The organism is Azohydromonas australica DSM 1124, assembly GCF_000430725.1.
Lineage (GTDB): Bacteria > Pseudomonadota > Gammaproteobacteria > Burkholderiales > Burkholderiaceae_C > Azohydromonas > Azohydromonas australica.
In genome coordinates this window covers 1-11,597 of the sequence record NZ_AUMO01000130.1, presented here as the reverse complement: position 1 = coordinate 11,597, position 11,597 = coordinate 1, and the positions used below count along the sequence as shown (strand labels likewise).

Genomic DNA, 11,597 nt, shown 5'->3' with positions numbered 1-11,597 from the left:
AGCGCTTCCTCAACTCTCTTGTGTTCGGTGATGTCCCGGGCAATGCCCACGATCCCCGTGACGAGGCCATCGGGCGAGCGCAATGGCGCCTTGACGGTAAAGAAGACACGCGGCTCGCCGCGGTTGGCGTCGAACAGCGTTTGCTCGACCCGGATGGTCTGCTCTCCTTGCAGGATGCGGCGATCCTCCGTTTCCACCGCGGCGAGAGCGGCAGCAGGCAGCGCCTCGCTGTTGCGCAATCCCATCAAGGCTTCACGCGGGCGGCCCAGCACGGCAGCCGCAGCGGAGTTCAACGCGGTGATGCGGCCTTCCAGGTCGTTGGTCCAGATTGGATCGGGCGCGCTCTCCAGCAGCTGCTCCAGCAGTTCGGCCGTGTGCCGGACTTGGGCTTCGCTGTCGCGCACGGCTTGCTCCGCCCGCACGCGGCGCGTGGCCTCGATGATGGTCAGGAGCACACCAGCCACGGCGCCTGTGTCGTCGCGCACCGGACTGTACGAGAGCGTGAACCAGGCATCCTCGATGACGCCGAAGCGCCTGATCGGGTAGTGCGCGTCATCGAAGGAAACCGATTCGCCCCTCCAGACCCTCTCGTAGATCGGGGCATTGATGTGCCAGATCTCGGGCCAGCACTCCCGGGTCGGCTGCCCGAGCCCTGCAGGATGCTTGGCGCCCATGAGTTGGCGGTAGCGGTCGTTGTAGATCTGGATGAGGTCCGGTCCCCAGAGCACGATGGTGGCAAAGGCGTGTTCAAGCACGAGCTGCACCGTCGTGCGCAGGTTTGCAGACCACTGCTCCACGGGCCCAAGCGGGGTGGAGGCCCAGTCATGCATGCGTACGCGCCGCGCCATCTCGCCGGCGGCAAACGGCCAGCCGCCGGTCTCGTTGTCTGCTCGATTCATAACTGCGCGGCAGCCTAGCCGGGGTCAGTGTCGCACTCCATTGGTAATGCCGCTTGTTCAGCGGAAAATACTTCTCGGTTACCGACGCGCGTCATTCGACGGCTTCAAGGCGCGCCGGGGAGCACCGTGGTCAAGCCACTGAAGGCGTCAAGCCGCATCAACGAAGTCTGGAACATGAGGCCGACTTCAGCCGCGAGTGCATCGATATCGCCGTGGATGGGCCGAAGAGTGGCTGGCGCTGACAGCCGGCAACGCCGCTGTGGCCTGGAGTCGGCGGCACGCTCCGTGCACTGGACGGCAAACCGGCTTCAGGAATCGACTCGGATCAGTCGGGACTACTGTGCCCGGCTCGAACCCAGCTGCTCCACCAAGTCCCGCGCCTACTCCCTCTGCCGCTCGTTGAGCACGGTGGACAGCGCGCCCGAGCCGAGCTTCTGCTCCAGCACGGCCGTCGTGGCGAGCTGCATTTGAGCGTGCCTGGGGTGCGACTGGATCAGCGCACCGATGGCAGCGGTCAGTCCTGCGATGCTGGCCTGCAGTGAGTCAAGGGTTGCCTGAATGTCTTCGTGATCGTCGTTTTCCATGGGTGTCCTGGGTGCCGCAGTAAACCGACTCACGAGGTGACTGGCTGCTGCGAAAGCAAGCTGTGCGTCCTTTTGGATTCCGGGGAATGCAAAAACCTCCGTACTGGGGGCATCAAGTGCAGTGGGCGCACAAGGGCTGTCCAGGCGCAGTGGCAAAGGCACACCATTGGAAACACCCGGGCAGGCCCCGGGTACCCCAGAATATGAGCGCGAGTGATTCTCATCTCTCGCGGGGCGGCAGCTCCACTTCCTCCTTCTCCCTCCTTCCGCCCCATTTCCGGTGCCCGCTACGTGCGGGCACCTTTTTGTCCTGCCTGCCGCCACTTCAGCGCGTTCTACCAAGCGGTGCTCTGCGTTACGGTTTGCCGAGGTGCATGCGAACCGCTTGATGTCACGCCGGAGCCGCGATGAGCCCCGGAATTTGCCCAACGTCCGGCAGCATGCCGACCCAGCGCAGGGGCCGTTCCCGCTCATCGCGCAACAGCCGGGCCTCGATGTCAAACCACCGTGGCGGCACACCGTCGGCGTGCTGCGCCCGGCAGTGAAGCGCCAAGGCAGAACCGGGCCTGATCGTTTGCTCCAGCAACAGCAACCGGTTCTACAGGTTGCGCTTGGCATGTAGCGCGCACCATCCCTCCTTGCAGCCGCAGCAGTGACGATTGATCCTGTCTTTCCCAGAAGGTCTGCCCAAGGCCCTTCCAGGCAACACCGCGAGGCCCGCCGGCACCCATTAGCGCGCGCATACTGACGTCAGGACACCGAGGGCGCGAATGGCTCAACACGAAACACTGCTGGCGATGGCCCAACGCCACGTCGCCGAAAGCGAGGCGCGGGTGGCACATCAGACGGCCCGGGTCGCCGAACTCACCCGGGACGGCCGCAACACCGCAGGGGCAGAGGTCGAGCTCGCCACCTTGAAGAAAACGCTGCACCTCATGTGCGATGTCCTGACACGCGAGCGACAGCGGGAAGCCAAAGTGAGCCGCCGCTCACGCCGCTCATGAAAGACTTGGCTTGCCCTCGTGTTCGAGACGTCAAGGCGCAGCAGGGGCCCTCATACGCACCTGACAAAAAAAGCCCCGGTCCTTGCAGACGCGGGGCTCTGAGCAAACTCGATCAATGAAACGTAGCCGCGTTCCCGCAAGCTACGCCGCCTATCTTGCCCGCCCCATGCCTATAGCGCGTTGTGGAGACCTGCCAGGTAGGGGTCCCGTGGCAGATTGCATGGACCGCGTGGGCAGCACCCTCCTTGCCTGCCACCGGTATACGAAACGCCCGCCGGTTCTCTCCTGACAAGTTTTGAGTCCCGGATAAGAGGGGCAAGTTAAAGGTGTTTTGCTTGTCAAAAACAAACTTGATTGTTCCATGCCTCGTTAGCAGATACTCTCACCAAGCCACTGCCCTCTCTCCATAAAAATGGATAATGCGTCCATTATTTATGAGTAGTCCGTCGGTATGATGGCCTGTTTACTCTCCGCCGGAAGTTTTAAAATTCAAATCTGTATAAACAAGATAACCATGCTTTGCTTGAATAAGTCCATCCGAAATCGAAAAATATCTGGGAATATGTATTACATTGAATCGGATCGATCCTAGCTCTTTCGCAATGGCTTGATAGTGAGATTTAACGATCTCTGAAAAATTTTTAGGATATTCCCCGTACTCGATTGATCCTCCTTCTTGTTTCAGCGGAGTGCTTGCGCATCCTGCGATAGTGGCCAACGAAATTATGAGTATTGTTTTTTTCATTTAAGTTTCCTCATAACCATCAGCCATGGTTAAGAAAATAGCCTAAAGCCCATCGTCCGTGGGTCATTGAGCTTGGATTGGTGCTGCTGACTTTAGATGGGTCGTCCACCAGTGCCGTATGCGTCCGTGTCTCCGCGTGCGGCAACGCCGTCAATCGCACGCGCCGCGGTGCCATACTGGATCAGCCCTGCCCGCCTAATGCCACTGTTATCAACGGCTTGGGCTCTCGGAAGTGTTTGGGCCGTATGCGAACCGACCCGATCAGGCCACAGTTCAGACAAGCGGACGTCAAGGTGAGTTGGCAGCCCACTGCATGTCAAGAGCCGCCTCGACGCCAAAGCGCTCGCGCAGTGCGAAGATTTCGTGCCGAACCTGCCGAAGAGTCAATTCGCCACGATAGGCGCGTCGCTCCAGATCAGCCATGGCCGACAGGTATTCGGCGGGTGGTCCTTTAGAAGAGGAGCGAAACATCGAAGTGTTTTCCATGATTGGCGGGTCGAGCGAGAGTGCTATCGCAAGGACACTCATCCGAGCACGTGGCCGGTAAGCGCCTCAACCATTGGTTTGCTGCGCTGCAGCAATTATGATCCCTAAAGCTGTGGATGCAAATCTGGAAACCACGTACGTTAAAACCCTTGTCTTTGTGGCGCGATTTGTTACTAGGAGGGCTCGGTTATGCCCGGGATGCCAAGAGCGCTTGCGCTAAGAACGGCCCGTTGGCGTCAGCCGTGCCTCTGCGCGGGGGGATGTAAGCTTGCCAAATCGCAGGCGCGCGCCGAGCGTGCCGCGCGTCAATCAAGGTGAGAGCAGAAGGCTTTACTGCAGGGCAGCGGGTAGGCAGTCGATGCCCATATCCGCCGGGATCCAAAGAAGCGGGATATTGGCAAGCCGGATGGGTTGTAGGCGTCTGCGAATGCGTCAAGGCGGAGGAGCGCCAAGAGAGCCAGCCGCATAAGTGGCGCCGGATCCTGAAGATGCTGAAGGCGCTTGCTGAACCTATTTCAAAGTCCCTGTCTTGATGAATATTGCGCACATATTTTAATCGGTGGCCGGGTTGGCTGCGGGTGGTCGTCCGCGCTCTAATACGCCATGAAATTTACGGATACTGGCATGCAATATTCAGCAGGACTTATGTTAACAGTGCTGACTAGGTCACGTTTGGCTCCATGGGCGCAAATCCAAGAGTCTAAATCTTTTATGCAGGACTTGTTTCTTTCCTTCAAGGTTGGTGCTCCCTGGCCGATTCCATGCAGAAGCCGTACGCAGTCAGAATCTAGCGTAGGTCGCTAAAAATCCAGCTACATTCAACTTGGATTCAATTTGCTGCGGACATTTATGTCGTGGTTTAGTTTTTTATTGAACCAAGACTGCGCTTGTACTGCGCCGTAGCCCCGACCACATCCAATTCACACAGCATCAAGGCCCAAATGCCCGACTAAGGTGCGGGTGTCGTCTGGCATTTCCATGCGGTACCCTGGTGCTGCTTGTGCTGTGAGTGAAGCCAGCGAAACTGCGAGGAGCATTGCAGCGAATCTGTATTGTATGGGTCATCTTTCAAGCTTTCAGGGGAAAACATACAATAAGCGGCATTGGCCCATACTCTAAATGCCCCGGGGCAAAGTCTTTACACAAGGTCGCTACAGTCACGAACATGGAGACGGCCAAAACCAGAGGCAATAGGTCCGCGCGGTTTGCGATGCGGCTGAGTAACCCGGTTTGCGGCCACGCGAGCACCAGCGCATGAAGTTAAGTATGCCGATGCCTCTCAATTGCAGTAGCCAAGGCAATAAGTTTGCGCTCGCTTTCGAAAACTCTGGAACCCAGTATAAGTCTTGCCGCAAATTCAAGTTATTTATTATTAACATCAGCAACGGCAGCAAGGGAAGGTTTGTGAAAGTATTGTCTGGCTTGCATTACTTAATACCACAAGCTCGAGCAAGCTTTTTTTTGAATCGTGTTGGCACCATATTTCTACTGCAGTACGCAGTTCTTCCGGTAGGAGTAGGCGATGAACAAGCAATTCTCTTGGCTGCGCTTGGCCGCCACGCTGGTCACTGGTGCGCTGGCTGCCTCGGGTGCATTTGGCCGAAGATGGCCCGCAGGCCGAGGCGGGCAGCGCACCGCCTGAAGCGAGTGCCGCGCCCACGGCCCGGCACTGCGTGGCCGAACTGGCACCGGTGAACGCCGGCGCGCGGACCTCAGAAATGAAGCAAGGCGGCTGCTACTCCAGCTTCGCTGCGGCGATGGCAGCAGCAACAGACAACACCGTAACGCTGTCCTCCGAGTCTTCACCAGAGTCGGTCGGAGAGTCGGACCTCGTTGCAGCAGCAACGCGGGTCATTGGCATCGATTACGACGGCAGGTTCTATGGCGGCTCCAGCTACATTTGGTATGCCCGGAATATCTATGGCTGCTACGGCGGGCGCTCGTACACCGCTAACATGCCAGGGTCATTCAACAACCGCCTGACCTCGACCCGGGGCTTCAACGGGTGCACTCGCAACACGAGTTACTCAGGCTTCTTCCAAACTGGCTTTTGGGTACGCTGTTTCCCGAACTGCCTCTACATCGGCGATTTCATGAACAACCAGACTTCGTCCAAGCGCTGGGCGCGCTGAACGGCTTTGAAGCACGGGCGGCCGGCGTGTTGGGATAACGGGCCGGCCGGCAGGACGGCTGGTGCAGACACGGAGTGCCACCGTCCCTCATGGCACTGGCCAAAGCCAGGGGACCGACAGGAGTCCCTGGACAGAGCTGCCGGGCAGCGTAAGCGCGCTGGACGCTGGGGCCGCGTCGCCCGTGAATCAGCGGTGCCAGTTGGCCGAGCCTGGGTAACTGGTGTTCATACTGTTGGCACGATTGAAAAGCCCCAGCCGCAATGCTTCCAGCGCGGCCTCGACGTGCGAGCTCACGTCAAGCTTGCGGTAGATTTGCTTGACGCAGCCGGCGAGGGTGTGACGCGACAGGTGCAATTGCACACTGATGCCGCGCAGCGTAAAGCCCCTGGCCATGCGCAAGAGCACGCCGCTCTCACATCGGGCGAACTGCATGCCGATGGTGCACCTACAGCACGAGCCGGCAAAGGCACTTCCTCTTCATCGCTGGCCATCGGCCGCCGCCTAACCTCTCCGCAGCGTTGCTGCCAATGCCCAGCTCCGACATGAGGACGGTCTCACGCCTCAAGGAACTGCGGCGCCGGGCCGACGTCTTGATCGCTGATCGCATGTAGTTGCGTGCGAAAGGCTGCGATATGCGGGAGCACCACGTTCCGGGTACATCAAGTTTTCGGGAACCATGCGCTTCGATAACAACCGGTATGCGGCTTCATTGATTCAGCCCCGTGACGGGCGGGCACTTTCAACCGAGGTCGTTTGGTAACAGACGGCGACACCGAGGCGCTCTCATCGGCCAACGAACGGCTGAAGTGCCGAGCATCCCTCTCGGCTGCTGTCCTGCTGTAGCGCATGCCGAGCTTCTTCGCCGCGCCTTCGAGCCAGGCGGCGTGCCAATCCCATTCTTCTTGGCTATCGCTTTGGTACGGGCAGGACTTGCCGAGATGCTGGCCTGCATGAAAACCTTCTTCCCATGCCCTTCCGTCCATGCATCGCATGCCGCTCTCCGAGATGAATGTGAATTACCAGCTCTCACGCTACCTGGCGCCTTGACTTGGCTGCTTGCTGTAGTCGCAGCCAAAGTGTCTCGTGTTCGCCGATCGCCAAACCAAGTACAACAGGTTCTCCTGTCACGGCCAGCGGCGATGTCGAGCGCCTTGCTCAATGCAGCTTGACCCGCGGTACGGTGCGCCGAGCGATGAAGCGCGACGCCGAGCCCAGTGCCGTCTTCCAGTATCCGTGCAGTGCCACTTCGTGCATCTTGTAGAGCGACTGGTACATCCAGCGCGCGAACAGGCCCTCAATCCAGAAGTTGCCGCCCACGAGCTGACCCATGAGGTTGCCCACCGTCGTGTAAGTACCCAGCGACACCAGCGAGCCGAAGTCGCGGTAGCGCCAGGGCTGCAACGGCTGCCCGCGCAGCCGCCGGGCGATCTGCCTCGCCAGGTGCGAGGCCTGCTGGTGCGCTGCCTGCGCGCGCGGCGGCACCAGCGTACCCTCGCGGCCCAGCCAGGGCGCCGCGGCGCAATCGCCGATGGCGAAGACGTTCTCGTCGCGCGTGGTCTGCAAGGTCGAACTTACGACGAGTTGATGGATGCGGTTGGTTTCCAGGGTGTCGAGCTTCGAGAGGAATTCCGGCGCCTTGACGCCAGCGGCCCACACCACCAGCTCTGCGGGAATGGTCTCGCCGCTGGCAAGCTTCACACCGCTGTCCGTCACCTCGGTGACGCGCGCGTTGGTACGCACACGCACATGGAGCTTTTCCAGCTGATGCTGCGCCGACATCGACATCCGCTGCGGCAGCGCCGCCAGAATGTGCGGGCCGGCCTCGATCACGTTGATCCGGATGTCGCGCTCAGGGTCGATGCGGTCCAGCCCATAAGACACCAACGTGCGCGTGGTGTGGTGCAGCTCGGCGGCCAGCTCCACGCCGGTGGCGCCGGCGCCGATGATGGCCACCTGCAGCTGTTCCGGCCGCAGCGGCGCGCTCTGCGCATGCGCACGCACGCAGGCGTTGACCAGGCGGCGGTGGAAGCGCTCAGCCTGCGCCGGCGTCTCCAGCAGCATGGCGTGCTCCTGCACGCCCGGGGTGCCGAAGTCGTTGTTGAGGCTGCCCACCGCAATTACCAGCGTGTCGTAGCCGAAGATACGCGCGCCCGTCACCTGCTCGCCTTCCTCGGGATCGACGTAGGGCGCCACCTGCACCTCGCGCCGTGTGCGGTCCAGCCCCGTCATCTCGCCAACGCGGTAGCGGAATCCGTGCCAGTGCGACTGCGCCAGGTAGTCCACGGCGTGGGTGTGCAGGTCCACGGTGCCGGCGGCGATCTCGTGCAGGTGCGGTTTCCAGAAGTGCGTGCGCGCCTTCTCGACGAGCGTGACCTGCGCCAGGCCGCGCTTGCCCAGCGTGTCGCCCAGCCGCGTAGCCAGCTCCAGTCCGCCGGCGCCACCACCCACGATCACCACTCGGTGCGGGCTGGCACTCATGCATGCCCCCGCTGACGGTCGCTGTCCATCGCTGCCAAGGCTGTCATGTTGACGATGCGGCGCACCGTCGCAGAAGGTGCCAGGATGTGCACCGGCTGACTGGCACCGAGCAGGATGCCACCCACCGTGATGCCGTTGCCCGCAGCGATGCGCAGCAGGTTGTAGGCAATGTTCGCGGCATCGACGTTGGGCATCACCAGCACGTTGGCCTCACCACCGAGCGGTGATTCGGGCAGTTCCCGCTCCAGCACCTCTGCCGACAATGCTGCGTCGCCTCGCATCTCACCGGCAACCTGCAGCGCGGAGTCCAACGCCTTGGCCAGGCTGAGCGCTTGCCGCATCTTCAACGCCGATGGCGCATCGGAGGAGCTGAAATTGGAGTGAGACAGCAGTGCCACCCGCGGTTCAATACCGAAGCGCCGCACCTGCGCAGCCGCCAGCACTGCGATTTCCGCCACCTGTTCGGCGGTCGGATCAAGGTTGACCTGCGTATCGCAGATGAACAGCTGCCGCTGGGGCAGGATCAGCATCTGCATCGTCGCCAACGTTTTCACACCGGCACGGGTGCCAATCACGTGACGGATCGGCTCGATATGGCCAGCGTAGCGTCCTTGTGTGCCACACAGCAGTGCATCGATGCGACCGGAACGCAGCAGTACCGCACCTAGCATGGTGTTGTGGTTGCGCACTGCACCCAGCGCGTATTCCCGTGATACGCCCTTCTGGCGCAGCAGGTAGTCGTCAGCGGCCATGCCTACCGTTGCAGGATCGGTCGGATCGACACACTCGCAATCGCTCCCAAGAGACAGACGCAGGCCGTATTCGGCCAGACGCTGCCTGATCACCGCGTCGCGGCCAATCAACAAAGGCCGTGCCAGCCCTTCATCGACCGTGACCTGTGCAGCGCGCAGTACGCGTTCGTCCTCGCCCTCAGCATAGGCGACGCGCGGAAGACGTCGCCGTGCCGCTTGCCGCGCAGCCGCAAACACCGGCTGCATCGCACTGCCGGTGTGGTGGACGAACTCGCGTAGCCGCTGCCGGTAGGCGGCCATGTCGCTGAGCGGCCGGGTTGCCACACCGCTGGCCGCCGCCGCCTCGGCCACCGCCGGGGCGATCACCTCGATCAGGCGCGGATCGAACGGCTTGGGAATCAGGTACTGCGCTCCAAAGCGCATGCCACGCAGTCCGTAGGCCGCCGCCACCACATCGGGAATCTCTGCGTGCGCCAACGCCGCGATCGCCCGCACTGCGGCCAGCTTCATCTCCTCGTTGATGACCGTGGCGCCGCAGTCCAGCGCGCCGCGGAAGATGAACGGAAAACAAAGGACGTTGTTGACCTGGTTTGGATAGTCTGAACGGCCCGTGCCGATGATGGCGTCCGGCCGTACGGTCAGGGCGGCCTCCGGAAGGATTTCCGGATCGGGGTTGGCCATCGCCAGGATGATGGGATCCCGTGCCATGCCGGCGACCATTTCCGGCTTGAGCACGCCGCCGGCGGACAGCCCGAGGAAGATATCGGCCGCAGGCATCACCTCGGACAGCGTGCGGGCCGAGGTGTCCTGCGCATAGCGGGCCTTGTTGTCATCCATGTCCTCGGCGCGGCCCTTGTAGACAACGCCGTGAATGTCAGTAACGAAGATGTTCTCGGGAGGCAGTCCGAGATTGACCATCAAGTCCAGGCAGGCAAGTGCCGCAGCACCCGCACCCGACACCACGAGCCTGACAGTGCCGATGTCCTTTCCGGCATGACGCAGCGCATTGAGGATGGCCGCCGCAGCCACGATGGCCGTGCCATGCTGGTCGTCGTGGAAAACCGGGATCTTCATGCGCTCACGCAGCTTGCGCTCGATGTAGAAGCATTCCGGCGCCTTGATATCCTCCAGGTTGATGCCGCCGAATGTCGGCTCCATGCGGGCGATTGTTTCAATCAATGCATCGGGATTGGTCTCGTCCAGTTCGATGTCGAAAACATCGATGCCGGCGAACTTCTTGAACAGGCAGCCCTTGCCTTCCATCACCGGCTTGCCGGCCAGTGCACCGATGTTGCCCAAGCCGAGCACCGCGGTGCCATTGCTGATCACCGCGACAAGGTTGCTGCGCGCAGTCAGCTCATCGGCCTGCCGTGGGTCGTCGACGATCGCCAGGCAGGCTTCGGCGACGCCCGGGGAATACGCCAGTGCAAGGTCGCGCTGGGTGACCATCGCCTTGGTGGGCACCACCGAGATCTTTCCTGGCATCGGATGCCGGTGGTAGTCGAGTGCGGCGTCCCGCAACGTCCGGTTCTGGCTCATGGCGTTCTCCATGGTCGTTGCCTCGTAGGCCAGACGTTCCTGCCTGGACCAAGCAAAGAGACAAAGTCGTGGTACCTGTCCTTCCGAATCCAATGCCCGGATTCGATGCTCTCGTCAAGCCGGATTTGCAAGGACATCGCAGGAAAGTCGCTGAGGTGGTGCCCGAGGTAGCCTGACTGCATGTCAGCAGTAACGTAATGGGGTTGCGGCTGTCGAAAGTATCGCAATAGCTACTCGGCAAACCTGGTGGGGCGGCAAAGCCGTCGTCCCACACGATTGCAGCGCCCCGGTGTCGACGATCTGGCGTTTCAGCGGGCGGTTTGCATTACAGCCGCCCCGGCAATGGCCGTCATGTTGATGACGCGGCGCACAGTGGCCGAAGGGGTGAGGATGTGCGCGGGCTTGGCCGCGCCCAGCAGCACCGGGCCCACCGTGACGCCGTGGCCGCCGGTCATCTTCAGCACGTTGAAGAGGATGTTGGCCGCGTCGATGTTGGGCAGCACCAGCAGGTTGGCCTCGCCCGTGAGCGTGCTCTGCTCGGGCAGCAGGCGGTCGCGCACGTCCTGCGACAGCGCCGCGTCGCCGTGCATCTCGCCGTCGCACTCCACGCCGGGGGCGATCTGCTTGAAGCGCTCGGCTGCGGCGCGCATGCGGTTGGCCGCCGGGCGCGTGGAGGAGCCGAACATCGAGTGCGACAGGAACGCCACCTTGGGCGGCATGCCGAAGCGGCGCACTTCCTCGGCGGCCATGCGCGCGATCTCGGCCAGCGACTCCGCGTCGGGCTCCTCGTTGACGAAGGTGTCGGTGATGAAGAGCGTGCGGTCGTCCAGCAGCACGGCGTTCATGGCGCCCATCACCTTGGCCTCCGGGGCCAGGCCGATGATGTTGCGCACGTGCTCCAGGTGCTGGTCGTACTTGCCCACCAGCCCGGTGAGCATGGCGTCGGCGTCGCCCAGGTGCACCATGAGCGCGCAGATG

At 61.7% G+C, this 11,597-nt stretch carries 12 protein-coding genes; 2 read left to right on the top strand and 10 right to left on the bottom strand.

The features are described from left to right. The 3 genes from H537_RS44010 to H537_RS57060 all read right to left on the bottom strand — a co-directional run. Positions 1 to 899 (bottom strand): PAS domain-containing protein (locus H537_RS44010; RefSeq protein WP_156901820.1); only part of this gene is annotated, 899 nt, incomplete at its 3' end. A gap of 380 nt (positions 900 to 1,279) precedes the next feature. Then, positions 1,280 to 1,483, bottom strand: a complete 204-nt coding sequence (locus tag H537_RS0118235) for a hypothetical protein (RefSeq protein ID WP_028998996.1) — start codon at positions 1,481 to 1,483, stop codon at positions 1,280 to 1,282. A gap of 391 nt (positions 1,484 to 1,874) precedes the next feature. Beyond that, positions 1,875 to 2,075 carry a PAS domain-containing protein gene (locus H537_RS57060; RefSeq protein ID WP_028998995.1) on the bottom strand — a complete coding sequence of 67 codons (201 nt, stop codon included), beginning with the start codon at positions 2,073 to 2,075 and terminating at the stop codon, positions 1,875 to 1,877. 178 nt (positions 2,076 to 2,253) lie between these two features. Between H537_RS57060 and H537_RS0118225 the strand changes: the two genes are divergently transcribed. Further along, positions 2,254 to 2,487 (top strand): hypothetical protein, encoded by a 234-nt coding sequence (locus tag H537_RS0118225; protein WP_028998994.1) that lies wholly within the window; start codon positions 2,254 to 2,256, stop codon positions 2,485 to 2,487. A 463-nt stretch (positions 2,488 to 2,950) separates the two neighbouring features. On the opposite strand, the gene H537_RS53135 is transcribed toward H537_RS0118225, so the two are convergent. Together H537_RS53135 and H537_RS53130 are read right to left on the bottom strand one after the other, a co-directional pair. Beyond that, positions 2,951 to 3,232 carry a hypothetical protein gene (locus H537_RS53135; protein WP_156901819.1) on the bottom strand — a complete coding sequence of 94 codons (282 nt, stop codon included), beginning with the start codon at positions 3,230 to 3,232 and terminating at the stop codon, positions 2,951 to 2,953. Positions 3,233 to 3,520: 288 nt separating this feature from the next. Further along, positions 3,521 to 3,718 (bottom strand): hypothetical protein, encoded by a 198-nt coding sequence (locus H537_RS53130; protein WP_156901818.1) that lies wholly within the window; start codon positions 3,716 to 3,718, stop codon positions 3,521 to 3,523. Positions 3,719 to 5,307: 1,589 nt separating this feature from the next. On the opposite strand from H537_RS53130, the gene H537_RS53125 reads away from it, so the two are divergent. Next, positions 5,308 to 5,850 (top strand): hypothetical protein, encoded by a 543-nt coding sequence (locus tag H537_RS53125; RefSeq protein ID WP_156901817.1) that lies wholly within the window; start codon positions 5,308 to 5,310, stop codon positions 5,848 to 5,850. Between the two features lie 186 nt (positions 5,851 to 6,036). Here the strand turns inward: H537_RS53125 and H537_RS0118215 are convergent, their stop codons facing one another. The 5 genes from H537_RS0118215 to H537_RS44005 form a co-directional block, all read right to left on the bottom strand. Beyond that, the gene (locus tag H537_RS0118215; protein ID WP_084150795.1) at positions 6,037 to 6,282 is read right to left on the bottom strand and encodes a LuxR C-terminal-related transcriptional regulator; all 246 of its coding nucleotides are present in this window, start codon (positions 6,280 to 6,282) and stop codon (positions 6,037 to 6,039) included. Between the two features lie 227 nt (positions 6,283 to 6,509). Next, positions 6,510 to 6,842: a hypothetical protein gene (locus H537_RS53120; protein ID WP_156901816.1), complete on the bottom strand. Its 333-nt coding sequence runs from the start codon at positions 6,840 to 6,842 to the stop codon at positions 6,510 to 6,512. Between the two features lie 163 nt (positions 6,843 to 7,005). Next, the gene (locus H537_RS0118210) at positions 7,006 to 8,328 is read right to left on the bottom strand and encodes an NAD(P)/FAD-dependent oxidoreductase (RefSeq protein ID WP_028998992.1); all 1,323 of its coding nucleotides are present in this window, start codon (positions 8,326 to 8,328) and stop codon (positions 7,006 to 7,008) included. Beyond that, positions 8,325 to 10,619 (bottom strand): NADP-dependent malic enzyme, encoded by a 2,295-nt coding sequence (locus H537_RS0118205; protein ID WP_084150797.1) that lies wholly within the window; start codon positions 10,617 to 10,619, stop codon positions 8,325 to 8,327. Before H537_RS0118205 ends, H537_RS0118210 begins: the two co-directional genes overlap by 4 nt. Before the next feature lie 308 nt (positions 10,620 to 10,927). Beyond that, positions 10,928 to 11,597: phosphate acyltransferase (locus H537_RS44005; RefSeq protein WP_043459161.1), on the bottom strand; the 670-nt coding region annotated here is incomplete at its 5' end.